General features: G+C 62.8%; 20 protein-coding genes and 2 pseudogenes. 18 read left to right on the forward strand and 4 right to left on the reverse strand.

The genetic code is table 11. The features are described from left to right. Positions 1 to 363, forward strand: a 363-nt coding sequence (locus tag OC159_RS02850) for an IS66 family transposase (RefSeq protein ID WP_265499653.1), incomplete at its 5' end; no start/stop codon positions are given. A 30-nt stretch (positions 364 to 393) separates the two neighbouring features. Then, positions 394 to 513 (forward strand): annotated as a pseudogene (locus OC159_RS02855) (IS5/IS1182 family transposase); the annotation flags it as partial. A gap of 132 nt (positions 514 to 645) precedes the next feature. Here OC159_RS02855 and pdxR read toward each other — a convergent pair. After that, positions 646 to 2,106, reverse strand: coding sequence for a MocR-like pyridoxine biosynthesis transcription factor PdxR (pdxR, locus tag OC159_RS02860; protein WP_265499654.1), 1,461 nt, complete (start codon positions 2,104 to 2,106; stop codon positions 646 to 648). Between the two features lie 109 nt (positions 2,107 to 2,215). Here pdxR and OC159_RS02865 point away from each other — a divergent pair, with 109 nt between their 5' ends. The 11 genes from OC159_RS02865 (at position 2,216) to OC159_RS02915 (ending at position 14,815) form a co-directional block, all read left to right on the forward strand. Continuing rightward, positions 2,216 to 3,217 (forward strand): TRAP transporter substrate-binding protein, encoded by a 1,002-nt coding sequence (locus OC159_RS02865; RefSeq protein ID WP_265499655.1) that lies wholly within the window; start codon positions 2,216 to 2,218, stop codon positions 3,215 to 3,217. A gap of 48 nt (positions 3,218 to 3,265) precedes the next feature. Next, complete coding sequence (locus OC159_RS02870; RefSeq protein ID WP_265499656.1) at positions 3,266 to 3,826, forward strand: TRAP transporter small permease; 561 nt, start codon at positions 3,266 to 3,268, stop codon at positions 3,824 to 3,826. Beyond that, positions 3,826 to 5,166, forward strand: coding sequence for a TRAP transporter large permease (locus OC159_RS02875; RefSeq protein WP_265499657.1), 1,341 nt, complete (start codon positions 3,826 to 3,828; stop codon positions 5,164 to 5,166). The genes OC159_RS02870 and OC159_RS02875 overlap by 1 nt, the downstream gene beginning before the upstream one ends. Positions 5,167 to 5,182: 16 nt before the next feature. After that, positions 5,183 to 5,578 (forward strand): nuclear transport factor 2 family protein, encoded by a 396-nt coding sequence (locus OC159_RS02880; protein ID WP_265499658.1) that lies wholly within the window; start codon positions 5,183 to 5,185, stop codon positions 5,576 to 5,578. Positions 5,579 to 5,583: 5 nt separating this feature from the next. Next, entirely contained in the window at positions 5,584 to 6,972 is a 1,389-nt protein-coding gene (locus OC159_RS02885) for an NAD(P)/FAD-dependent oxidoreductase (protein WP_265499659.1), read from the forward strand. A 14-nt stretch (positions 6,973 to 6,986) separates the two neighbouring features. Beyond that, positions 6,987 to 8,768, forward strand: a complete 1,782-nt coding sequence (gene xsc / locus OC159_RS02890; RefSeq protein ID WP_265499660.1) for a sulfoacetaldehyde acetyltransferase — start codon at positions 6,987 to 6,989, stop codon at positions 8,766 to 8,768. A gap of 76 nt (positions 8,769 to 8,844) precedes the next feature. Next, entirely contained in the window at positions 8,845 to 9,864 is a 1,020-nt protein-coding gene (locus OC159_RS02895; protein ID WP_265499661.1) for a YeiH family protein, read from the forward strand. An 11-nt stretch (positions 9,865 to 9,875) separates the two neighbouring features. Further along, entirely contained in the window at positions 9,876 to 10,832 is a 957-nt protein-coding gene (locus OC159_RS02900; RefSeq protein WP_265499662.1) for a phosphate acetyltransferase, read from the forward strand. Positions 10,833 to 10,847: 15 nt separating this feature from the next. Beyond that, the gene (locus OC159_RS02905; RefSeq protein WP_265499663.1) at positions 10,848 to 12,461 is read left to right on the forward strand and encodes an amidohydrolase; all 1,614 of its coding nucleotides are present in this window, start codon (positions 10,848 to 10,850) and stop codon (positions 12,459 to 12,461) included. After that, positions 12,458 to 13,348, forward strand: coding sequence for a CobW family GTP-binding protein (locus OC159_RS02910; RefSeq protein WP_265499664.1), 891 nt, complete (start codon positions 12,458 to 12,460; stop codon positions 13,346 to 13,348). Before OC159_RS02905 ends, OC159_RS02910 begins: the two co-directional genes overlap by 4 nt. 30 nt (positions 13,349 to 13,378) lie before the next feature. Then, entirely contained in the window at positions 13,379 to 14,815 is a 1,437-nt protein-coding gene (locus tag OC159_RS02915) for a sodium:solute symporter family protein (protein WP_265499665.1), read from the forward strand. A 2-nt stretch (positions 14,816 to 14,817) separates the two neighbouring features. Here the strand turns inward: OC159_RS02915 and OC159_RS02920 are convergent, their stop codons facing one another. Further along, positions 14,818 to 15,585 carry an IclR family transcriptional regulator gene (locus tag OC159_RS02920; protein WP_265499666.1) on the reverse strand — a complete coding sequence of 256 codons (768 nt, stop codon included), beginning with the start codon at positions 15,583 to 15,585 and terminating at the stop codon, positions 14,818 to 14,820. A gap of 201 nt (positions 15,586 to 15,786) precedes the next feature. On the opposite strand from OC159_RS02920, the gene OC159_RS02925 reads away from it, so the two are divergent. The 5 genes from OC159_RS02925 (at position 15,787) to OC159_RS02945 (ending at position 22,668) form a co-directional block, all read left to right on the forward strand. After that, positions 15,787 to 17,094: an MFS transporter gene (locus OC159_RS02925; protein WP_265499667.1), complete on the forward strand. Its 1,308-nt coding sequence runs from the start codon at positions 15,787 to 15,789 to the stop codon at positions 17,092 to 17,094. 58 nt (positions 17,095 to 17,152) lie between these two features. Next, positions 17,153 to 18,808, forward strand: a complete 1,656-nt coding sequence (locus OC159_RS02930) for a GMC family oxidoreductase (RefSeq protein ID WP_265499668.1) — start codon at positions 17,153 to 17,155, stop codon at positions 18,806 to 18,808. Between the two features lie 14 nt (positions 18,809 to 18,822). Then, positions 18,823 to 20,604: a sulfoacetaldehyde acetyltransferase gene (xsc, locus tag OC159_RS02935; protein WP_265499660.1), complete on the forward strand. Its 1,782-nt coding sequence runs from the start codon at positions 18,823 to 18,825 to the stop codon at positions 20,602 to 20,604. Between the two features lie 76 nt (positions 20,605 to 20,680). Further along, on the forward strand, positions 20,681 to 21,700 hold the full coding sequence (locus OC159_RS02940; RefSeq protein WP_265499661.1) for a YeiH family protein: 1,020 nt from the start codon (positions 20,681 to 20,683) through the stop codon (positions 21,698 to 21,700). Positions 21,701 to 21,711: 11 nt separating this feature from the next. Beyond that, positions 21,712 to 22,668, forward strand: a complete 957-nt coding sequence (locus OC159_RS02945) for a phosphate acetyltransferase (protein WP_265499669.1) — start codon at positions 21,712 to 21,714, stop codon at positions 22,666 to 22,668. 290 nt (positions 22,669 to 22,958) lie between these two features. Here OC159_RS02945 and OC159_RS02950 read toward each other — a convergent pair whose 3' ends face one another. Together OC159_RS02950 and OC159_RS02955 are read right to left on the reverse strand one after the other, a co-directional pair. Further along, positions 22,959 to 23,135 (reverse strand): hypothetical protein, encoded by a 177-nt coding sequence (locus tag OC159_RS02950; protein WP_265499670.1) that lies wholly within the window; start codon positions 23,133 to 23,135, stop codon positions 22,959 to 22,961. A gap of 17 nt (positions 23,136 to 23,152) precedes the next feature. Continuing rightward, a pseudogene (locus tag OC159_RS02955) lies at positions 23,153 to 24,070 on the reverse strand (isoaspartyl peptidase/L-asparaginase family protein). Positions 24,071 to 24,072 lie beyond the last annotated feature (2 nt).

Below are 24,072 nucleotides of genomic sequence, written 5' to 3' on the forward strand. Positions count from 1 at the left end.
TGGCTTCAGGCACAACGCCGAAAGATCTCCACCAAGTCCCGGTTGGGCGAAAAGCTGACCTACATCCATAACCACTGGGAGCGGCTGCAAACCTTCCTGACCGACGGGCGCATCGAGATCGGCTCCAACAGCGTCGAAAATCGGATCCGCCTCATCACCCTCAATCGCAAGAATGCGCTCTTCGCCGGTCACGACGAAGGCGGCGTTGCCTGGGGCCGCATCGCCTCGTTAATCGAGACCTGCAAGATCAACGGCATTGAGCCCTTCGCCTATCTGAATGCCACCCACACGGCGATCGCCACCGGCCATTCACAAAGCCGCCTCGATGACCTGCTACCGTGGAACTTCAAGCCGTCAAGCTAAGCCAACAGTGGGGGCCAGCGACCGCTTACGCATGGCACGCACCGCAGGCGCCAATACCGCAAGATCCATCTGGCCATGGATACAGCCATCGGCGACATCCGGGCGGTGGAGTTCATCTCAAGCCGCGAAGGCGACAGCCCTGTGCTGCCGGTGCAACAACGCCTTCTGGCACTGTTCATCACGGGCATATGTTAGACAGAACCTGCAGTGGGCTGCTGCGTCTGACCGCGATTCACTCACAAGCTAAGAGACCTGAGTTGCTTGGCTCGAACCTGACATTGACTACTTGAGCGACTCTTGGATCAATCGGATACCTTTCGCGATCAATTCCGCTTTAATCGAAGCATAGCCAAGACGAAAAAGCGTGCAGCATTCTGGGGGCTCCTCGAAAAAAACCTCTCCGGGCTCTATTAGGACGCTATGGTTGCGCAGGCGCTGGGCCAGTTCGTGGCTGTCGACGCCGTCCGCGCTGACCCATACGCTGGAGCCACCTTGCGCGGCCGCACCCATGATCTTCAAGCTTGAAGCCGCTAGCGCTTCCTCCAGGACGGCCCGTTTCTGTTTCAGGCTTCGGCGGAGCCGGACGATATGGGCGTCGTAGTGCCCGAGAGCAAGGAAGTATGCCGTAATGCGCTGTAAATGGCTGGGCGGATGACGCAGCATCATTGCGCGGAGGGCACGAGCGCGTGCGATGAATGGGGCGGGCGCAACCATGTAACCGATCCGCAACCCCGGGAATAGCGACTTCGAGAAGCTACCGATGTAGATCACGCGCCCTGCGGCATCCAAGGACTTCAGCGCGGGGGCGGGAGGCGCGAGATAGGACATTTCGAAGTCGTAATCATCCTCGATAATTACAGAATCCAATTCGTTGGCGCGGCGGAGCAACTCCTGCCTCCTTGACAGCGGCATCGTAGCACCGGTGGGAATGTGGTGGCTTGGCGTCGCGATGATCAGCCGGGTGTTCTGCGGCAGCCTCGCCGGATCGAGGCCCATCTCATCGACGGGTAGGAAATGGATCGGACTGCTCGCACGCCGCAGCGTCTCGGCAAAATCGGGATAGCCGGGTTCCTCGGTCACGGCCAATCGATCGATGCGGGCGAGAAGTTCGACGGCCAGATAGAGGGCGTTCTGTGCGCCCAATGTCAGTAGAACCTCGTCCGGCTCTGCATTGAAACCCCTCCGGGGTAGGGTATTCGAGCAGATATAGTCGATCAGAAGTGGGTCGTCCGCGCCATATCGATCCGCTGAAAGTTCGGAAAAATCGCGCGTGCCCAAGGCTCGCCGCGCGCAGTCGCGCCATGCATGATGATCGAACAGATCCGGGTCGACTTGTCCGAAAATAAAGGGATATCGGAAGCTGCGCCAGTTGTCCGGCTTTCGGATCACCCGTTTGGGCATGTCATGCTCTGACAGCCACTTATCCCATTGCACGGACTTTTCTCTGAGCTTGCCCTGAGGCATCGCGTCTACGCGTCGATGCGGCACGGTCGCGGCGACCGAAATGCCCGAGCGGGGTAGGGATTCGAGATATCCCTGGCTGATCAGCTCCTGATAAACCAGCGTGACCGTCATGCGGGACATGCCCAGATGTTGGGCAAGCTGCCGGCTGGAGGGAAGTCGAGCCCCGGGCCGCGCGCGGGACTGCAGGATTGCTCGGACGATCGCAGCGGCCAGTCGGCCCTGCAGCGTAGGCGCGTCCTCGCGCAGGAATATCGCGTCAAATGGGATGTGGCTTCGCATCTGGACCTATATTCGTTCTCAACTGGACATATCGAACCGCGGCTCTGGCGGCAATGGTGTTGTCACGGATTCGCCACAAGAGCGGGCCAGCAACAGAGAGAGAAATCGCATGAATATCGCACGCAATCTTCTTGCCGGAACGGCCCTGGCGCTGATGGCCAGCGTTCAGGCCTATGCGACCGAATATCGGGTCGCCGTGGGCGACGGCGCCGGCGGCACGCAGGAGGCCTTCGGCAAGGCATTCGTCGAGGCTCTGGAGCAGGAGACGGGCGGCGAGATGACCGCTAAGCTGTTCCTGAACGGCCAACTTGGCGACGAGCAGGATACTGTCACGGCAGCGGCGACGGGCACGCTGGATTTCTCGATCCTGGCGATCAACAACATCACGCCGTTCTCGCCCTCGGTCGGCACGCTGACCCTGCCCTATGTGATCCTCAGCCAGGACGATGCCGAGCAGGTGACGCAGGGTGATGTCGGCCAGCAGATGATCGAAAAGACGGTCGAGGACGCGGGGGTTCGGATCATCGGCTGGGGCTATTCGGGTTTTCGCGTGTTGACCAACTCGAAGAAGCCTGTGTCTTCGGTCGCGGATCTGCAAGGGCTGGTCGTGCGGGTTCCGAAGAACGAGATCATGATCGAGACCTACAAGAGCTGGGGCATCAACCCGACGCCGATGGCGTGGGGCGAAACCTTCGCCGCGCTTCAGCAGAAGGTCGTGGACGGGCAGGACAATCCGTACATGACCGTCTATGCGATGAAGTTCGATGAAGTCCAAAAACACATCACTGAGCTGCGCTATATCTTTTCGATCGAGCCGCTGATCGTCAGCGAGGCGCTGTTCGAATCCCTCAGCGATGAGCAGCAGGCGCAGGTCCTAGCGGCAGGCGAGGCTGCGACGCAGGCTTCGTCCGTCTTCCTGCGCGAGCAGGAAAGCAGGATCAAGGAGGAGCTTGTGGCGCGCGGAATGGAGATCACGGCGCCGGCCGATGACGAACAGGAGTTCATCGACCTGGCGACGGCCGCGGTGTGGCCGAAATTCTACGATCAGATCGGTGGGGTCGAGGTTTTGAACGAGGTCCTGACCTCGCTGGGTCGTCCAGCGGCTGAATAGTCCGTCTCCGTCGCAAAGCCCGTCATCGTAGTCTTCCGGAGGCACTCCATGTCGGCTGTCTGGTCATTCCTAGACAGGTTCGAAAGCCATGTCTGCCGCGTCCTTCTGGCCATGTTCGTAACATTGCTGTTCGTCCAGATCGTTGCGCGGCAGGTGCTCGGCCTATCGATCACCTGGATCGAGGAACTGTCGGTCATCCTGTTCGTCTGGTTCGCCTACTTCGGTGCATCCTACGCCGCTCGGATAGCCGCGCATAACCGCGTGACATTCCATCTGAACGCGCTGCCGCGCACGAAGGCGCGCCTGATCGAGGCGTTGGGCGATTTGTTCTGGATCGGCTTCAACATCGTCTTCATCTGGCAGTCTATCGAGTTCATCGACCGGCTGAAGCCCTTCGTGAAGGCTCAGACGCTCGGCTGGCAGATGCGATACGTCTATGTCGTCCTGCCCCTGGCCTTCACGCTGATGACCATCCGCATCCTGCAGGTCAACTACATGAAGCTGGTGCAGGGAATCGACCCAAGCGATCCCGACCGGGTCGAGGTGGGCGACATGATCGAACTTGCCGAGGACGAGGCGCGCCATTTCGACCAGAAGGGCCGTCGCTGATGGACAATCTTCTGATCGAGATCCTCTTCGGTTCCTTTCTTGCGCTGCTCCTTATTGGAGCACCCATCACCGTTGGACTCGGCGTCTCGGCGTTGGCCGCGATGATCTATCTGGGCGACAACCCGATCAAGATGGTCCAGATGGCCTGGTCCTCGGTGGGGTCCTTCCCGCTGATGGCGTTGCCGTCCTTCATCCTGGCCGGCGCGCTGATGGAGGCCGCCGGCCTGTCGCGCCGCCTGATCCATGTCGCCGAGAGCCTGGCCGGTCCCTTCACGGGCGGGTTGTCAGCCGCGACGATCATGGCCTGCCTGTTCTTCGGCGCCATTTCGGGCTCTGGGCCAGCCACCACGGCAGCGGTTGGGATGCTGATGATCCCTGCCATGTCGCGGCAAGGCTATGGCCCTGGCTATGCGGCCTCGGTGACGGCCGCGGCCGGCGGGCTGGGGATCATTATCCCGCCCTCCATCCCAATGGTCATCTACGGCATCTCGGCGATGGGGATGACCCCCCCGCCCGAGGCGATCGACGCCTTTGGCCCCTTTCAGTCCGTTTCGATCTCGAAGCTGTTCATCGCCGGGTTTCTCCCAGGCGTGGTGATGGCGGGCGGGCTGCTGGCCATGAACTACATCCGCTGCCGGATGCGCGGCTTCCGCGGAGGCACCGAGCCGCTGTCCCTGCGCAAAGTGGCGGTAGCCTGCTACCAGGGCTTCTGGGCGCTGATGGCGCCGGTGGTGATCCTGGGCGGGATCTATACCGGGATCTTCACACCGACTGAAGCCGCCATCGTCGCGATCTTCTATACCCTCTTCGTCGGGATCTTCATCTATCGCGAATTGGACCTGCGAGAGATGATCAAGGCGCTGGACACGACCACCTGGCTTGCCGGACGCGTTCTGCTGGTGCTGTTCGCCGCGACGATCTTCGGGCGCATCCTGGTCGAGAACGGCGTGCCCGGCGTCATCGCCAGCAGCGTCCTGTCGTTGACCGACAACATCTACGTCATCTGGGCCATGATTATCGGTCTGCTGCTGGTCGTCGGCATGTTCATGGAAACGCTGGCCGCGATCATGATCCTTGTCCCGGTGATGCTGCCCGTCGCCTACATGATGGGCATAGACCCTATCCATTTCGGCATCGTGATGATCTGCACGCTGTCGGTGGGCTTCCAGACGCCGCCCCTGGGCGAGAACCTGTTCATCGCCTCGGGCATCTCGGGCGTCTCGATCGAGCGGATCAGCCTGCGGGCGCTGCCCTTCGCGGTCTCGTCGATCATCGCAATCTTCATCATCGCCTGCTTTCCGCAGATCGCTCTGTGGCTGCCGCGCGTGATGGGCTACTAGGAAAAGGAGATATCTGATGTCGGCACAGCTGACCGCACAGGACCTGAAGGACACGTTCGACGCCTTCAATCGTCACGACATCGACGGGGTCATGACCCATTTCGCCGATGATTGCGTGTTCTTCACCGTCGCGGGAGAGAATGAATACGGCAACCGGATCGAGGGCCGCGACGCCATCGCCCGGGCCTTCACCGCCGTCTGGACCGCGATGCCGGACGTCGAGTGGGCCGATCACAGCCATTTCCTGTCCGAGGACGGCACGCGCGGCGTCTCGCAATGGACCTTCCGCGCCACCAATCCCGACGGCACCCGGACCGAGGTGCAGGGTGCCGACCTGTTCCGCCTGCAGGACGGCAAGATCGTGGAGAAGCAGGCGATCCGCAAGCAGCGTCCAAATATCGTAGCCAAGTGAGCGTCATGCAGCCCATCGACAAACGTGGGTCGGTGCCGTTCGACCCGTTCTATGACCCGATGACGGCGCGGGCGCTCGGTCCGGGCAGTGACTATGCGCCCACCTATTGGATCGGCACCGCCGGTCCCGCACCCGAGGACGATGGCCCGGTGACGCGCGACATCGACGTCGATGTGGCAATCATCGGTTCGGGCTATACCGGGTTGTCCGCGGCAATCCATCTGGCCAAGGAGCACGGAATCAAGGCGACCGTGCTCGAGGCGAACGGCGTGGCCTATGGTTGCTCCACCCGCAATGGCGGGCAGGCACAGATCAGCGCGGGTCGGCTGAAACGCAGCCAGTGGATCCAGCGCTGGGGCCTCGACGTGGCCCGCGGCCTGCATGCCGAGATGGTCGAGGCATTCGCCCTGTTCCGCGGCCTGCTGCGCGATCACGACATCCGGTGCGAGCCTCAGGATGGCGGGCATTACTACATCGCCCACAAGTCCAGCGTCATGCCCGCGCTCGCCTCGGAGGCCGCGCTGCTGCGCGAGACCTTCGGCTATGACGCAAGGATGCTGACGCGGGACGAACTGTTCCAGACAGCGGTGCGCGATCACGAGGCCCATGGCGCCCTGTGGGAGGTGGACGGCCTCGGCGTCCACGCCGCAAAGCTGGCTTTCGGCTATCTGCGGGTCGCGCGCGAGTTGGGTGCGACGGTGCATCCTGACAGCCCGGTTCAAGGCTGGGAGCTGAAGGACGGGGTGCATCACCTGCGCACGCCGGGGGGCGTCGTCCGGGCCCGCCGGGTCGCGGTGGCGACCGCCGCCTATGCGACGCGCGGCCTGCATCGGCGCCTGCGCGACCGGCTGATGCCGATCATGTCGAACAGCGTCGTCACGCGGGTCTTGGACGCCTCGGAGCTGGAGGCGGTCGGCATCCGCAAGCTCTCTCCGCTGACCGACACGCGGACGCTGCGACATTACTATCGTCTGCTGCCGGACAACCGTCTTCAGATCGGGTCACGCGCGGCGATCACGGGACGCGATGCCGCAAACCCCGCGCATCTGGCGGCCTTGCGCGAAGGACTGGCCCGTAAGTTTCCCGCCTTGCGTGGGATTGAACTGGACTACAGTTGGTGGGGATGGGTCGATGTCAGCCATGACATGATGCCACGCATCACCGGTGTGCCCGATGCGCCAGGCCTCTTCTATGCCTTGGGCTATGGCGGCAACGGGGTCATGTATTCGGCGATGGCGGGGCGGCGGCTGGCACAGCTGGTGGCGGGGCAAGCCCTGCCGGACTTGCCGATCTTCAACACCGAACTGCCCCACGAGGGCTGGAAGACGCCGTTCCGGCGGCTCGGCCAGTGGGGCCTCTATCACCTGTATCACTACCGCGACGAGCGGAAATAAGGAGTTATTTTGCGATGAGGATGACGACCGAGGAGGCTTTTGTCAAAGTCCTGCAGATGCACGGGATCGAGCATGCGTTCGGGATCATCGGGTCTGCGATGATGCCGGTGTCGGACCTGTTTCCGAAGGCCGGGATCACGTTCTGGGACTGCGCGCACGAGACGAATGCGGGGCTGATGGCGGACGGGTTCACTCGCTCGACGGGCAGGATGTCGATGGCGATCGCCCAGAACGGCCCCGGGGTGACGGGGTTCGTGACGCCGGTCAAGACGGCTTACTGGAACCACACGCCGCTGCTTCTGGTGACGCCGCAGGCCGCCAACAAGACGATCGGGCAGGGCGGTTTCCAGGAGATGGAGCAGATGCGGCTGTTTGCTGATTGTGTCTGCTATCAGGAAGAGGTGCGCGATCCGTCCCGCATTCCCGAGGTGCTGAACCGCGTCATCATGCAGGCCTGGCGCAACTCGGCCCCTGCGCAGATGAACATCCCGCGCGACATGTGGACCCAGGTCATCGACGTGGATCTGCCGCAGGTCGTCGCCTTTGAACGCCCCTCGGGCGGCGAGGAGGCGGTGGCCGAGGCCGCGCGCCTTCTGTCCGAGGCGCAGTTTCCTGTGATCCTGTCCGGCGCGGGTGTGGTCCTGTCAGGCGCGATTGCCGATCTGGCCCGGCTGGCCGAGCGGCTGGATGCGCCGGTCGCCTCGAACTACCAGCACAATGACAGCTTCCCCGGCTCTCATCCGCTGGCGGTGGGGCCGCTCGGATACAACGGATCCAAGGCGGCGATGGAGTTGATCGCAAAGGCCGATGTGGTGTTGGCCCTGGGCACGCGGCTGAACCCGTTCTCGACCCTGCCCGGATACGGGATCGACTACTGGCCCAAGGAGGCAAAGATCATCCAGGTCGATATCAATGCTGACCGGATCGGACTCACCAAGAGGGTCACCGTCGGCATCCAGGGCGATGCCGGCAAGGTCGCGCGGGGGATCATGGCGCGCCTTGGCGAGGGCGCGGGCGATGCCGGCCGTCAGGCGCGTCGCGATCTGGTCGCGCAGACCAAGTCGCGTTGGGCGCAGGAGCTGTCCAGCCTCGATCACGAAGAGGACGATCCGGGCACCGAATGGAACGCGGACGCGCGCCAGCGCGACGGCGACCTGATGAGCCCGCGGCAGGCTTGGCGCGCGATCATGCAGGCGGTACCGGCCGAGGCGATCGTCTCGTCGGACATCGGCAACAACTGCGCCATCGGCAATGCCTATCCGACCTTCGAGGCGGGGCGCAAGTATCTGGCACCGGGCCTCTTCGGGCCCTGCGGCTACGGCTTCCCGGCCATCCTGGGTGCAAAGGTCGGCAATCCCGACACGCCGGTGATCGGCTTTGCGGGGGACGGAGCCTTCGGGATTTCCATGAACGAAATGACCGCCTGCGGCCGCGACGACTGGCCGGCGATCACGATGGTCATCTTCCGCAACTACCAATGGGGCGCCGAGAAGCGCAACACGACGCTGTGGTATGACAACAACTTCGTGGGCACCGAGCTGGACCGCGACACCAGCTATGCGGGCATCGCCAAGGCCTGCGGCGCCCATGGTGTTCAAGTGCGCAGCCAGCAAGAGCTGACCGCCGCGCTGCACGAGGCGGTCGAGCGGCAGATGAAGGACAAGAAGACCACCTTCATCGAGGTCCTGCTGAATCAGGAACTGGGCGAGCCCTTCCGCCGCGACGCCATGAAGAAGCCCGTCGTGGTGGCCGGGATCGACCCGGCGGACATGCGCCCGCAGCGCGGCGCGGCCTGATCCGGTGCTTTTGATGACCTGACCACCGGCGTGCTTCAGGCGCGCCGGGCGGTTCCCTGCATCCGATGGAACGAGCATGACCTCGATGACGCTTGGCGCAACCCGACAGACGATCTCGGACATCTTTCCGGGCCTTGCCGTCTCGGCCCTGGTGGCGGCGACGGCGCAGTTCCTGTCCGAACATTACGGCGCCCCTGCGATGCTGATGGCGCTGCTGCTGGGCCTGTCGCTGAACTTCCTGGCCGAGGACGGCACGCGCACGGCCCCGGGCGTGGCGCTGACGGCGAGGACCGTCCTCAGGCTGGGCGTCGCGCTGCTGGGCGCGCGCATCAGCGTGGATATGCTGGTCGAGCTGGGCGGCACGGCGGTGACGCTGGTCATCGCCGGGGTCGTGCTGACCATCGCCTTCGGCCTGATCGCCGCGCGCTTTGTCCATCGCGACTGGCGCTTCGCCCTGCTGACCGGTGGATCGGTGGCCATCTGCGGCGCCTCGGCAGCCATGGCGATTGCGGCGGTACTGCCGCGGCACGAACGCTCCGAACGCGACCTGGCCTTCACGGTTCTGTCAGTGACAGTGCTCTCGACCGTGGCGATGGTGCTCTATCCGATGCTGTCCTCGGTCTTTGGCTTCACCGCGCGCGACAGCGGCGTCTTTCTGGGCGGCACCATCCACGACGTGGCGCAGGTGGTCGGCGCGGGCTTCTCCATCAGTCCAGAGACCGGCGAGACCGCAACGTTGGTCAAGCTGATCCGCGTGTCGATGCTGGCCCCGGTGGTGCTGTGCATCTCGCTGGCGATCCGGGCGCGGGGACTGGCCGATCAGGACAGCGGCAAGCGCCCCCCGCTGCTGCCGGGCTTCGTGCTGGGCTTTCTGGCGCTGGCGGCGCTGAACTCGGCCGGGCTGGTGCCTGCGGCCGTGGCGGACTGGGCAGGTGTGCTCAGCCGGTGGGCCCTGCTGATCGCCATCGCGGCGGTCGGCATCAAGACTTCGCTGGCCAGGATGCTGGACGTGGGCGGCGTGGCGATCGGGCTGATCGTGGCCGAGACGGTCTTCCTCGGCGTCTTCGTCGTCACCGGCCTGCATCTTCTGAGTTGAAGGAAAATTCGATGAAACCGCTCGACCGCCTGCTCGCCGCCGCCCGCGCCCGTCCGCGCCACATCATCCTGCCCGAAGGCCAGGATCCGCGTGTGGCCGAGGCGGCGCAGCGCCTGACCGAGCAGGGGCTTGCCAGGATCAGCCTGATGAACGGCCCGGTCATCGCGGGCGTGCGCATGCTGTGTCCGGCCGAGGCACCCGACCTGCCGGAGCTGGCGGATCACTGGCACCGGATGCGCGCCGCGCGGGGCATGACGGCCGAGCGGGCGCTGGTCGAGATGCGCGATCCGCTGCGCCAGGCGGCGATGCGGGTCCGGCTTGGACAGGCCGATGGCACGGTGGCCGGGGCGGTCGCGACCACGGCCGAAACGGTGCGCGCCGCCCTGCAGGTCATCGGCCCCGAGGAGGGTGCGCCGCTCGTGTCCAGCTTCTTCCTGATGCTGGCCTGCGCCGAGACGACCCCGATCAAGGGCGGGATGATATTTGCCGATTGCGGTCTGGTCGTCGATCCCGACGCGGCGGGACTGGCCGCGATCGCCCGCGCCTCGGCCGCCAGCTGCCGCCGGCTTCTGGCCGAGCCGCCGCGCGTTGCGATGCTGTCCTTCTCGACCGCCGGCTCGGCCGACCACCCCAGCCTTACCAAGATCCGCGAGGCGCTGGCGCTGGTCCGCGCCGCCGAGCCGGACCTCGAGATCGACGGCGAGATGCAGTTCGACGCCGCTCTCGACGAGGCAATCCGCGCAAAAAAGGCGCCGGGCAGCGCGCTGACGGGCCGTCCCAACGTCTTCATCTTCCCCGACCTCGCTTCTGGAAACATCGGCTACAAGATCGCGCAACGACTCGGCGGCCTGACCGCGATCGGCCCCATCCTCCAAGGCCTCGCAAAACCCGCAAACGACCTCTCCCGAGGATGCTCAGCCCAAGACATCGTCAATGCCGCCGTGATCACAAGCGCACAAGCCGGATAGAAAAAGGATCTAGCCATGTCGGATATCGCAGTCTACGCGGCCAAGAAAATTCTGACGATGGACCATAACCAGCCGACGGCAAGCCACGTCGCCGTGCGGGACGGTCGTGTGCTGGCAGTGGGCGATCGAACCTGCGCCGATCCTTGGGGTGGCGGCAGGTTAGATGATCGCTTCACAGGCAGCGTCATCTTGCCCGGTTTTGTCGAAGGCCATTCGCATCTGATGGAGGGTGGCCTCTGGCGCTACGCATATGTCGGTTTTCAGGACCGGTATTCGCCGGAGGGCGAGCTTTGGCCGGGCCTTGCATCGAATGACGAGTTGGTGGCCCGACTTCAGATTAAGGATCAGGGCAACGCCGTCGTGGGCTGGGGCTTCGACCCAATTTTCCTGAAAGGCCCGTCGCTAAGTCGTGACGACCTTGACCGGGTCTCTACAGATCGGCCCGTGGTTGTGCTCTTCTCCAACCTGCATCTCTTGGTCTGCAACACGGCCGCGCTGCGAATGGCGGGATACGAGGACGCGCTGGACGTCGAGGGAGTGATGCGAGACGGCTCGGGCCGCCCGACCGGCGAACTGCGTGAAATGGCAGCTATGTTCCCGGTGCTGCGCCGAACACGCATCGACTTCCGCGATCTTACCGCCGGGACTGAGGTGCTGCACCGCTTCGCCCGCTCGGCCCGGCGCGCGGGTATAACGACGGCGACTGATCTTTTCAGCGCCCTGACCCCGCCGGACATTGCTGCGACGTCAGGGATCGTCGAGGCGGAGGATTTTCCGATCCGCTTGATTCCGGCCCTTGGCATCGCCGGCGGCGCGCCCGAGGGCTGGATTGAGATGATTGAAAAGCTGCGTCTCATGTCCGGCGAGAAGCTGCGCTTGGGTGCCGCGAAACTAATGACCGACGGCTCGATCCAAGGCTTCTCGGCGCGACTGAAATGGCCCGGTTATTTGACCGGTGCGCCGAATGGGATGTGGAACATGGCACCAGCCGAGTTGCGCGAGATGATTTCGGCGCTTCATGCAGCCGGCATTCAAATGCATGTCCATGTAAATGGCGACGAAGCGTCTGAACTGGTCATCGATGCGATGGCGCAGGCTATGCGCGGCCCCGGGCCCAGGGATCACCGCCACGTGCTACAGCACGGTCAGCTGATGGACGAGGCGCAGTTCCGTCGCGCCGCAGAGTTGGGATTGGCTGTCAATCTGTTTGCGAATCACATCTACCACTTCGGAGACCAGCACTACGAAAGGACGGTCGGGCCGGATCGGGCAATTCGGATGAATGCCTGCCGAAGTGCGCTGGACGCCGGCTTGCAACTCGCGATCCATTCCGACGCGCCGGTCACGCCGCTCTCGCCCCTATTTACTGCCTGGTGCGCGGTGAATCGCCTGACCGCATCGGGCCGGGTTCTCGGCGCGAGCCAGTCGCTATCGGTGCAAGAGGCTCTATATGCGATTACGATGGGCGCTGCGTGGACGCTGCGCATGGATCACGAGATCGGCAGCATCGAGGTGGGCAAGCGCGCCGATTTCGTCGTCCTTGACGAGGATCCCATACAGTGCCCTGCGTCGAATCTGAAGGATATCGGTGTCCGAGCCACGATCGTTGGCGGGCGGGTATTTGAATGAAGAAGCTGCCGCTTCTCGTCATCGGTGGCTATCTCGGCGCCGGCAAGACTACCCTGATCCGGCATCTGCTGCAGAACTCCGATGGGCTTCGGCTTCTCGTGCTGGTCAACGATTTCGGCAGTATCAACATTGATGCCGACCTGATCGCGGCCGTGGATGGGGAAACCATCGCGCTCTCCAATGGCTGCGTCTGCTGCGCGATGACCGGCGATCTCTATTACGCGATCGGCGATGCGCTCGATCGCGTGCCGCGCCCGGATCTTTTGGTCGTTGAGGCCAGTGGCGTGGGCGATCCCGCGCGGATCGCAGCTGTCGCACGTGCCGAACCCGAGCTTCGCTATTCCGGCACCGTGACGGTGGCGGATGCGCAATCGATCGGTAGCCTGCTCAACGACCCTCAAATAGGTGCGCAGGTCGCCGGGCAACTAAGCGTCGCCGACCTGATCGTTCTGTCGCGTCCAGATCTGAGTGATCTCGGGGCGGCCTCGGACAGGATCTCACGGGTGAGCAGAGCAGAGCTCATCCCCTCGTTGCATGGGCAGATTGATGTCGGGCTGCTGACTGGTCTGCAGCCGACTAGCAGTCATTCCGCGTGCCATGCGGATCATAATTCAGCTTTTGTCAAATGGTCAGGCCATATCAACGATCGCGTGTCACCGGAGCGACTAGACCGCTTTCTAAACGAAATACCCGTGGGCGTATTCAGGCTGAAGGGCTGGATCAGCCTGCCAGATCACACCCTCGAGCTGCACCGCGTCGGACTTTCAACGCAGAAGTCCAAGATGCTGCCCAGAGGCGATTGCAGCCTGGTCGCGATCGCACCCTCAGGCCGGTTCGATCCGGCCGAGATGCAGCACGCCTGGAGGCGCATGACGGGTGAAGAATAACAAGAGCGAGCAACAGGAAGGGATTACAGAATGGCTTGGTATCTGACCTACACGGTCTGCTACTTTGCGGTGATGTTCGCGATCGGCGGATATTACTTCTTCAAGGTAAAGACCTCAGATGAATATCTGATCGCCAGCTGGAACATGGGCTTTTGGGCCATTACCGGCACCATCATCAGCACCTGCGCAGGGGCAGCCGTTTTCATCGGTTGGGTCGGGATGGGGTACAGCGTCGGCATATCTGGCTTCATGAAGTTCGCCCTGCCAGCCTCGGTTTTCAGTATCCTACTCATCTATTTCTTCAGTGCACCGCTGCGCCGTCAGCGGCTCTACACGCTGGCGGACCTCTTTTCCGAGCGGTTTGGCGACAAAGTCGGCCTCATTCCATCAATTTTTTCGGCCTTTGTCTATTCTGTGCCTACCGCCGCGCTGCAAATGGTTGGCATGGCGACCCTGTTCGTGACCGTCTTCGGTCTTGACTATACTTGGGCAATCCTTCTGTCCTTCGCGCTGATCCTGGGCTTCACCATCCTCGGCGGGTTGGTCGCGACGATCGTGACCGATGCGCTGCAAAGCGTCATCGTGATCATCGGCATCTTCGTCCTGTTCTTTGCCGCGATCAGCTATGCCGGCGGTCCCGAGGCGATCATGGCGAACTCTCCTCCGGATCATCTCAGGCTGTTTGGAGCGGAAGGAATCGGCGAGGTGCTTACCTTTGCGCTGACGGTAGGCCCGTTCTATCTGGTGTGGCAATCAACTTGGCAGCGCATCTTCGCCTCTCGCACAGAGCGCATCGCTGTTCGCGCCGGGATCACAGGCTTCGTCGTATTCGGCGTCATTGCCGCGCTGCCGTATCTGATCGGCCTCAGCGCCGTGCAGTTCGTGCCAGAGGGGATGCGGCCTGACATGATCTTCTCGTTCCTGACAGTCGAACTGTTGCCGCCCTATCTGGGGGGCATCGTCGTCATTGGGCTTCTCTCGGCGCTGATGACCGGCGCGGATTCTTTCATCCTGCAAGGCAGCTCGAATCTGTCCGAGGATTTTTATCGCCGCTTGATCAATCCGGGCGCGACCGAGGTGCAGAAGATGTTCGTCGCCCGGCTGAGCGTAGTAATCATCTCGGTGCTTTCGTTGCTGGTGGCCTTTATGATGACCGACATCATCAGCGCATATCAATGGGCGCTCCGGATTTCGTCGACGACCCTAGTCGTGCCGTTTCTTGCTGTGATGTTCTGGAGCAGGGCGACCGCGACAGGCTGTTTCTGGTCAATGATCGGGGCACTGCTAGTGACGGTTGTCTGGCCTTCTTTTGGAACCTCGGTTGATCCGGTTTTTCCGGGAATGCTGACGTCGCTTGTCCTTCTGGCCGGTGTCAGCCTTGTCACAAAGCATTCGGCCCAGGAATGCCCGAAGGCTGTTTATTGGGATGACCTTCCATCGGCTAACTTGCGTGGTGTTCCGGCCTGACACTAGACGAACAGCTGCGAAATTTCTTTCGCGGCTGATCGTAAATCCTCCAGGTGGGCAAGACCTTTTTCCAGCGTAAGCCGCTGGTGGGGGGCATGAAACGAAAGCGTTGCAGCCAATTGTCCATCGGGGGCGAATGCCGGGACGGCGACTGCAATCATTCCTTGCACAAATTCTTCTTCGTCGGTTGAAAAACCTTGTTCCTTGATGCCCGTCAGCTGCTCGAGCAGCCTGTCCGGATCGGTCACTGTCCGCTCCGTGTAAGGCCGAAGTTGGGCGGATCGCAGATATTTGTCTAAAGTTTCCTGTGTCATATGCGCGAGGCAGAGTTTACCTGCAGATGTGGCGTGTAGCGGAACGCGCGATCCTGCGTGCAACTGGATGCGAAGCGGCCATTCGGTTTCAACACGATCTATATAGATCATGGCATCCGTGTCCGGGATCGAGAGATTACATGTTTCACGGATTTTTTCATTCAGTCTGGTAAGGATCTGGCGCTGAGCCAGGCTGTGCTGTCCGGCGCGCATCACTCCCAGCATCATCTGTCGCAGTTTCGGTCCTGGTAGGTAGGTGCGACCATCTAAATGGCGGATCAGGAACCCTTCCTCCTCCAAGGTGCCGATTAGGCGATGAACGGTCGGCTTCGGCAGCTTTACGGAACTGTTCAGCTCAGCCACTGTCATTGGCCGCGATCCAGCTGCAAGAGCCTCGAGAATCAGAAGGTTTCTGAGATTGGTCGCTGGCTTGTCGACTGTGGCAGACGGTGACATCAAAAACTTCCTTACAAGGCGGGGCTAGCGTAGCCACCCAACCCTTAGCAGTCCATTCCCTGAAAAATGAGACCTCAAGTCTCATTTTTGTTTGACTCGATGTATCGATGAGTGTCACGTTGCTCCAGATCGGCGCGGGGAGGTGTCGTCGACGCTCAAGAGAATATTGAGGACAACCGTCACAACGCATGGGAGGGCGTAATGTCGGATGCTACTTTGGAGGGCTACCCGGAAGAGGTGGTTGTTAACGACGTGCGCAGAGTCGCGCTCGCGAGTCTGATCGGATCAACGATCGAATGGTATGATTTCTTTCTCTACGGAGTTGTTGCCGGGATCGTCTTCAATGAACTCTATTTTCCGTCGGACGACGCGACGATTTCCATCCTTTTGGCATATGCGACCTTCGCCGTCGGTTTTGTGGCGCGCCCCCTAGGCGGACTGATCTTTGGCCACTACGGTGATCGAATTGGGCGGAAGACAATGCTGGTCATATCGCTCCTGCTGATGGGCGGAGCGACCGTGTTGATCGGGCTACTGCCAACCTATGACAGCATCGGCATAGCGGCTCCTATCATCCTACTTTTCCTGCGGGTCGCTCAGGGCATCGGCATCGGCGGCGAATGGGGCGGCGCTGTGCTCATGGCATATGAATTCGCTCCGAAGGAAAAGCGCGGCTTCTATGCGTCGATTCCTCAAATCGGCTTGTCCATTGGCCTGTTCATGGCCTCGGGGGTGATGGCCCTCCTGACCTTGCTGCCGGACGATGCGTTCATGGCATGGGGATGGCGAGCGGCGTTTGTTGCCTCGATTATTCTGGTCTTTCTGGGGACATGGATCCGCTCGACAATCAACGAAAGCCCGGAATTCGAGAAGGCAAAGGCCGAGTCCCGCAATCGAGATCAGGGGCTGCCTTTTGTAACGATGATCAAGCGTTACCCCGGGAACGTTCTGATGGGTATGGGTGCGCGCTATATCGATGGCGTCTTCTTCAACATCTTTGCGGTCTTCTCGATCGTCTACCTTACACGCTACGTGGGGATGGAGCGGTCGTTTGCTCTATGGACGGTCTGCGGCGCCGCTGTGGCGATGATTTTCGCCATACCCTTTTTCGGACATCTGTCTGATCGGATCGGGCGGCCACGGACTTATGCCATCGGCTCACTACTGCTTACTCTGAGTGTGTTTCCCGCCTTTGCGCTGATGTCGACGGGTGATCCACTGCTGATCATCCTGGGCATCGTCTTGCCTTTCGGGATCGTCTATCCGATGTGCTATGGTCCTGAAGCAGCCCTGTTCGCAGACCTTTTCGATCCAAGCGTCCGATATACCGGCGTTTCCTTCGTCTACCAATTTTCGGGGATTTTTGCCGCGGGCATCACGCCGATGATCGCGACGGCGCTGATGTCCGCAAATGACAACGACCCCTTCTGGCTGTGCTGCTATGTCGTGTTCGCCGGGATCGTATCGATGATCAGCGCAATCCTGATAGGTCGACGCGCGCAGTCCTGAACACTGCAGGGGCTATCTCAGCCCCTGCGCCCGACAGCCGCCTTGGAAGGAGCACAGCATGACCCAGGCACCTGATATCGCAGACTATGTGGTGGTTGGCGGAGGATCGGCCGGCTGCGTGGTTGCAAACCGTCTCAGTGCCGACCCGTCGATCCGCGTAACTCTTGTCGAGGCCGGACGCCGCGACACAAGCCCGTGGATCCACATTCCGGTCGGCTATTTCCGCACAATGGACAACCCCGCCTTTGACTGGTGCTATTCCACGCAGCCAGATGCAGGGCTAGGTGGACGATCTCTGCGCTGGCCGCGTGGAAAGGTTCTGGGTGGCTCGTCGTCGCTGAACGGGCTGCTCTATGTCCGTGGTCAGCACGAAGATTATGATCAATGGGCGCAAATCGGAAATCGCGGCTGGTCCTGGGCGGACGTCGCGCCCATCTTTGAAGAACTGGAGACGTTTCAGCGCGGCGGAGCCGAGGGCAGGGGCACGAACGGCCCTTTGCAAGTGTCCGACCCGCGCCTGCGGCGCGAAATCTGCGAGCGCTGGATCAAGGCGGCGAATGCAACGGGTATTCCATACAACCCGGACTACAACGGTCCAAGTCAGGAAGGCGTTGGTCATTATCAGTTGACGGTGAACAAAGGCCGCCGCAGTTCCTCGGCGACCGCCTTTCTCAAGCCGATTCGAGGCCGTGCAAACCTGACGATCGTTACTCAGGCGCAAGTTCTTCGCATAATGATCAACGACGGTGCTGCTAAAGGTGTCGAAATTGTCCGTCCGGACGGGAGCCGACAAATCATCCAGGCGCAGCAAGAGGTAATTCTTTGTGCGGGTGCCATCGGTTCGCCGCAGATCATGATGCTATCCGGGATCGGCGATCCTCATCGGCTTGGGGTGCATGGTATCGAGATCGCCGCGGCCTTGCCCGAGGTCGGTCGGAACCTGCAGGACCATTTGCAGGCGCGGCTCGTCTTCAAATGTCGTGAGGCAACTCTCAATGATGAAGTTCGCAGCCTCCTGAACAAGGCAAAGATCGCGGCTGAATATGCGATGTTCCGCACCGGTCCGATGACGATGGCTGCCAGCCTCGTCTTTGGCTTTCTCAAGACGCGGCCTGAACTGGCAACGCCCGACATACAATTCCATATCCAGCCCTGGTCAGCAGACAGCCCGGGCGAAGGAGTGCATCCGTTCTCTGCATTCACGCAATCGGTCTGCCAGTTGCGCCCGGAAAGTCGCGGCACGATCGAATTGCTATCGGCTGACGCCAGGGACGCCCCCGCTATCCACCCGAATTATCTGGCGACGCAAACCGACCGCGACACCATTGTCGCCGGCATCAAGATCGCCCGCATGCTTGGCAGGACTGAACCACTGGCATCGGCAATCCTTGAGGAATTCAAGCCGGCTCCGGACGTTGTAAGCGATGACGAGATTCTGGCGTGGGCGAGGCAGAACTCGACCACGATCTATCATCCGACCGGCACATGCCGGATGGGGGCGGACCCTCAGTCTGTCGTAGATCCACGATTGCGTGTGCGTGGTGTGCGCGGCTTGCGGGTGGCTGACTGTTCCATCATGCCGCAGATCGTTTCAGGCAACACGAATGCTCCCGCGATGATGATCGGGGCAAAGCTGGCCGCCATGGTCCTGGAGGATCGTGCCGCAGCAAAGATTCGGAACACGTCACGCGTTTCTGCCAACAAGGTAGCATAAGGAGTTATTTTGCGATGAGGATGACGACCGAGGAGGCTTTTGTCAAAGTCCTGCAGATGCACGGGATCGAGCATGCGTTCGGGATCATCGGGTCTGCGATGATGCCGGTGTCGGACCTGTTTCCGAAGGCCGGGATCACGTTCTGGGACTGCGCGCACGAGACGAATGCGGGGCTGATGGCGGACGGGTTCACTCGCTCGACGGGCAGGATGTCGATGGCGATCGCCCAGAACGGCCCCGGGGTGACGGGGTTCGTGACGCCGGTCAAGACGGCTTACTGGAACCACACGCCGCTGCTTCTGGTGACGCCGCAGGCCGCCAACAAGACGATCGGGCAGGGCGGTTTCCAGGAGATGGAGCAGATGCGGCTGTTTGCTGATTGTGTCTGCTATCAGGAAGAGGTGCGCGATCCGTCCCGCATTCCCGAGGTGCTGAACCGCGTCATCATGCAGGCCTGGCGCAACTCGGCCCCTGCGCAGATGAACATCCCGCGCGACATGTGGACCCAGGTCATCGACGTGGATCTGCCGCAGGTCGTCGCCTTTGAACGCCCCTCGGGCGGCGAGGAGGCGGTGGCCGAGGCCGCGCGCCTTCTGTCCGAGGCGCAGTTTCCTGTGATCCTGTCCGGCGCGGGTGTGGTCCTGTCAGGCGCGATTGCCGATCTGGCCCGGCTGGCCGAGCGGCTGGATGCGCCGGTCGCCTCGAACTACCAGCACAATGACAGCTTCCCCGGCTCTCATCCGCTGGCGGTGGGGCCGCTCGGATACAACGGATCCAAGGCGGCGATGGAGTTGATCGCAAAGGCCGATGTGGTGTTGGCCCTGGGCACGCGGCTGAACCCGTTCTCGACCCTGCCCGGATACGGGATCGACTACTGGCCCAAGGAGGCAAAGATCATCCAGGTCGATATCAATGCTGACCGGATCGGACTCACCAAGAGGGTCACCGTCGGCATCCAGGGCGATGCCGGCAAGGTCGCGCGGGGGATCATGGCGCGCCTTGGCGAGGGCGCGGGCGATGCCGGCCGTCAGGCGCGTCGCGATCTGGTCGCGCAGACCAAGTCGCGTTGGGCGCAGGAGCTGTCCAGCCTCGATCACGAAGAGGACGATCCGGGCACCGAATGGAACGCGGACGCGCGCCAGCGCGACGGCGACCTGATGAGCCCGCGGCAGGCTTGGCGCGCGATCATGCAGGCGGTACCGGCCGAGGCGATCGTCTCGTCGGACATCGGCAACAACTGCGCCATCGGCAATGCCTATCCGACCTTCGAGGCGGGGCGCAAGTATCTGGCACCGGGCCTCTTCGGGCCCTGCGGCTACGGCTTCCCGGCCATCCTGGGTGCAAAGGTCGGCAATCCCGACACGCCGGTGATCGGCTTTGCGGGGGACGGAGCCTTCGGGATTTCCATGAACGAAATGACCGCCTGCGGCCGCGACGACTGGCCGGCGATCACGATGGTCATCTTCCGCAACTACCAATGGGGCGCCGAGAAGCGCAACACGACGCTGTGGTATGACAACAACTTCGTGGGCACCGAGCTGGACCGCGACACCAGCTATGCGGGCATCGCCAAGGCCTGCGGCGCCCATGGTGTTCAAGTGCGCAGCCAGCAAGAGCTGACCGCCGCGCTGCACGAGGCGGTCGAGCGGCAGATGAAGGACAAGAAGACCACCTTCATCGAGGTCCTGCTGAATCAGGAACTGGGCGAGCCCTTCCGCCGCGACGCCATGAAGAAGCCCGTCGTGGTGGCCGGGATCGACCCGGCGGACATGCGCCCGCAGCGCGGCGCGGCCTGATCCGGTGCTTTTGATGACCTGACCACCGGCGTGCTTCAGGCGCGCCGGGCGGTTCCCTGCATCCGATGGAACGAGCATGACCTCGATGACGCTTGGCGCAACCCGACAGACGATCTCGGACATCTTTCCGGGCCTTGCCGTCTCGGCCCTGGTGGCGGCGACGGCGCAGTTCCTGTCCGAACATTACGGCGCCCCTGCGATGCTGATGGCGCTGCTGCTGGGCCTGTCGCTGAACTTCCTGGCCGAGGACGGCACGCGCACGGCCCCGGGCGTGGCGCTGACGGCGAGGACCGTCCTCAGGCTGGGCGTCGCGCTGCTGGGCGCGCGCATCAGCGTGGATATGCTGGTCGAGCTGGGCGGCACGGCGGTGACGCTGGTCATCGCCGGGGTCGTGCTGACCATCGCCTTCGGCCTGATCGCCGCGCGCTTTGTCCATCGCGACTGGCGCTTCGCCCTGCTGACCGGTGGATCGGTGGCCATCTGCGGCGCCTCGGCAGCCATGGCGATTGCGGCGGTACTGCCGCGGCACGAACGCTCCGAACGCGACCTGGCCTTCACGGTTCTGTCAGTGACAGTGCTCTCGACCGTGGCGATGGTGCTCTATCCGATGCTGTCCTCGGTCTTTGGCTTCACCGCGCGCGACAGCGGCGTCTTTCTGGGCGGCACCATCCACGACGTGGCGCAGGTGGTCGGCGCGGGCTTCTCCATCAGTCCAGAGACCGGCGAGACCGCAACGTTGGTCAAGCTGATCCGCGTGTCGATGCTGGCCCCGGTGGTGCTGTGCATCTCGCTGGCGATCCGGGCGCGGGGACTGGCCGATCAGGACAGCGGCAAGCGCCCCCCGCTGCTGCCGGGCTTCGTGCTGGGCTTTCTGGCGCTGGCGGCGCTGAACTCGGCCGGGCTGGTGCCTGCGGCCGTGGCGGACTGGGCAGGTGTGCTCAGCCGGTGGGCCCTGCTGATCGCCATCGCGGCGGTCGGCATCAAGACTTCGCTGGCCAGGATGCTGGACGTGGGCGGCGTGGCGATCGGGCTGATCGTGGCCGAGACGGTCTTCCTCGGCGTCTTCGTCGTCACCGGCCTGCATCTTCTGAGTTGAAGGAAAATTCGATGAAACCGCTCGACCGCCTGCTCGCCGCCGCCCGCGCCCGTCCGCGCCACATCATCCTGCCCGAAGGCCAGGATCCGCGTGTGGCCGAGGCGGCGCAGCGCCTGACCGAGCAGGGGCTTGCCAGGATCAGCCTGATGAACGGCCCGGTCATCGCGGGCGTGCGCATGCTGTGTCCGGCCGAGGCACCCGACCTGCCGGAGCTGGCGGATCACTGGCACCGGATGCGCGCCGCGCGGGGCATGACGGCCGAGCGGGCGCTGGTCGAGATGCGCGATCCGCTGCGCCAGGCGGCGATGCGGGTCCGGCTTGGACAGGCCGATGGCACGGTGGCCGGGGCGGTCGCGACCACGGCCGAAACGGTGCGCGCCGCCCTGCAGGTCATCGGCCCCGAGGAGGGTGCGCCGCTCGTGTCCAGCTTCTTCCTGATGCTGGCCTGCGCCGAGACGACCCCGATCAAGGGCGGGATGATATTTGCCGATTGCGGTCTGGTCGTCGATCCCGACGCGGCGGGACTGGCCGCGATCGCCCGCGCCTCGGCCGCCAGCTGCCGCCGGCTTCTGGCCGAGCCGCCGCGCGTTGCGATGCTGTCCTTCTCGACCGCCGGCTCGGCCGACCACCCCAGCCTTACCAAGATCCGCGAGGCGCTGGCGCTGGTCCGCGCCGCCGAGCCGGACCTCGAGATCGACGGCGAGATGCAGTTCGACGCCGCTCTCGACGAGGCAATCCGCGCAAAAAAGGCGCCGGGCAGCGCGCTGACGGGCCGTCCCAACGTCTTCATCTTCCCCGACCTCGCTTCTGGAAACATCGGCTACAAGATCGCGCAACGACTCGGCGGCCTGACCGCGATCGGCCCCATCCTCCAAGGCCTCGCAAAACCCGCAAACGACCTCTCCCGAGGATGCTCAGCCCAAGACATCGTCAATGCCGCCGTGATCACAAGCGCACAGGCAACTTGATCGGATTCCTAACGACAAGTCCGATGCTCCGACAACTCAGCGCCTAGTCGGCTGCCGGATCTTGAACATATGGGGTAGACACAAGCGCTTTAGGGGGGCGGGTTCAGACGCAACAGTGGAGTTCAGGTAGGCGACAGTGGCTGCGGACGCCCGCAACCAGAAAATAACTTAACATCAATCTAGGTTGCGAGGCTCCTTCGCGGAGACCCGACGCACTCCGGAAACGTGTCGACACTGTGTCAGCGAGGCGCTGGCGGCGGGTGGCAGCGAATGTGGCTTGGCCATGACTCTCACAGCACCAGCTCGTAGTGCGTGCTGCGGCCGCCACCTTCGCCCTTCCGCAGCAGCCCGAGGTCCAGAAGGGTTGCGATGTCCCGGTTCGCCGTGTCCTGCGAGCACTTGGCGATGACCACCCACTTCGATGAGGTTATCTTGCCCTCGAACCTGTCGAGGAGGCGGTTCAGCACTTTGATCTGGCGTTCGTTCAGCGCCAGCGCCGCAGTGCGCTCCCAGAACTGGCCCTTGGCGACGACCGCTGCGAGGGTTGAGTGCTGGACGTATTCTCCACAAAACGGCTGGATGAAAACTCCCCCGTTTGGCGCTGATGCCGATGGTCCGGGGGCATGCCCCCGGACCATCGGCGGCGCAAAATTACCCCTGCTGATGCCAAGGGATACATGCCTTCGCAATTGAAGGGGAAGGACAGGTTTCCTTGGGCATCGACGGCGATGACGCCTCCTGATCCGTCATTCGATCCAAGGTCGTCCATGACCACATGGCGTGCCGATTCTCTCAAAGTCTGCCCTGCATGGCGCATTCGGGCGGAAATTTCGGCGGCGGCGTGCCGGCGGATGAAAATTTCGCCATGCCCGGTGCCGGAAACTGCGCAGGTGTCGTTGTCCGCATATGTGCCCGCGCCGATGACCGGGGTGTCTCCGACGCCGCCAGGTGACTTGGCCGTCATGCCGCCGGTCGAGGTGGCAGCGGCCAGATTGCCGCGAGTGTCGCATGCTGCGGCACCCACGGTCCCGTGGCGGCGGGCAGCATCAGTGTCGTCGACACCCTCCCGGCGCATTTGCAACGTTGCCTGCAGAGCATTTCACCGCTGTTGAGTGAAGAAACAGGTCTCGTCCTCGAAGGATAAGCCAGCGTCGCGTGCGACTTGCAGGGCATTGGGCCCGATGAGCAAGACATGGTCAGTGCGGTCCATGACAGCACGCGCGGCCAGGATCGGGTTGCGCGGCCCTAGGATGCCCGCGACGGCACCCGCCTTGCGCGTGGCCCCGTCCATGACCGCTGCGTCCATTTCCTGCCGGCCCTCCGAAGTGAAGACGGCGCCGCGCCCGGCGTTGAACAGCGGCTCGTCCTCGAGCGCGCAGACAGCGGCGGTCACGGCGTCCATGG

The sequence above is a fragment of the Paracoccus beibuensis genome, from assembly GCF_026162625.1.
GTDB lineage: Bacteria > Pseudomonadota > Alphaproteobacteria > Rhodobacterales > Rhodobacteraceae > Paracoccus > Paracoccus beibuensis.

Bases quoted from the DNA above. Each gene is read 5' to 3' on its own strand.
- OC159_RS02875 (WP_265499657.1), top strand. From the start codon at position 3,826: ATGGACAATCTTCTGATCGAGATCCTCTTCGGTTCCTTTCTTGCGCTG.
- OC159_RS02940 (WP_265499661.1), top strand. From the start codon at position 20,681: ATGACCTCGATGACGCTTGGCGCAACCCGACAGACGATCTCGGACATC.
- OC159_RS02905 (WP_265499663.1), top strand. From the start codon at position 10,848: ATGTCGGATATCGCAGTCTACGCGGCCAAGAAAATTCTGACGATGGAC.
- OC159_RS02865 (WP_265499655.1), top strand. From the start codon at position 2,216: ATGAATATCGCACGCAATCTTCTTGCCGGAACGGCCCTGGCGCTGATG.
- xsc (WP_265499660.1), top strand. From the start codon at position 18,823: ATGAGGATGACGACCGAGGAGGCTTTTGTCAAAGTCCTGCAGATGCAC.
- OC159_RS02910 (WP_265499664.1), top strand. From the start codon at position 12,458: ATGAAGAAGCTGCCGCTTCTCGTCATCGGTGGCTATCTCGGCGCCGGC.
- pdxR (WP_265499654.1), bottom strand. From the start codon at position 2,106: ATGCGAAGCCACATCCCATTTGACGCGATATTCCTGCGCGAGGACGCG.
- OC159_RS02895 (WP_265499661.1), top strand. From the start codon at position 8,845: ATGACCTCGATGACGCTTGGCGCAACCCGACAGACGATCTCGGACATC.
- OC159_RS02880 (WP_265499658.1), top strand. From the start codon at position 5,183: ATGTCGGCACAGCTGACCGCACAGGACCTGAAGGACACGTTCGACGCC.
- OC159_RS02900 (WP_265499662.1), top strand. From the start codon at position 9,876: ATGAAACCGCTCGACCGCCTGCTCGCCGCCGCCCGCGCCCGTCCGCGC.
- OC159_RS02915 (WP_265499665.1), top strand. From the start codon at position 13,379: ATGGCTTGGTATCTGACCTACACGGTCTGCTACTTTGCGGTGATGTTC.
- xsc (WP_265499660.1), top strand. From the start codon at position 6,987: ATGAGGATGACGACCGAGGAGGCTTTTGTCAAAGTCCTGCAGATGCAC.
- OC159_RS02870 (WP_265499656.1), top strand. From the start codon at position 3,266: ATGTCGGCTGTCTGGTCATTCCTAGACAGGTTCGAAAGCCATGTCTGC.
- OC159_RS02925 (WP_265499667.1), top strand. From the start codon at position 15,787: ATGTCGGATGCTACTTTGGAGGGCTACCCGGAAGAGGTGGTTGTTAAC.
- OC159_RS02885 (WP_265499659.1), top strand. From the start codon at position 5,584: ATGCAGCCCATCGACAAACGTGGGTCGGTGCCGTTCGACCCGTTCTAT.
- OC159_RS02930 (WP_265499668.1), top strand. From the start codon at position 17,153: ATGACCCAGGCACCTGATATCGCAGACTATGTGGTGGTTGGCGGAGGA.
- OC159_RS02920 (WP_265499666.1), bottom strand. From the start codon at position 15,585: ATGTCACCGTCTGCCACAGTCGACAAGCCAGCGACCAATCTCAGAAAC.
- OC159_RS02945 (WP_265499669.1), top strand. From the start codon at position 21,712: ATGAAACCGCTCGACCGCCTGCTCGCCGCCGCCCGCGCCCGTCCGCGC.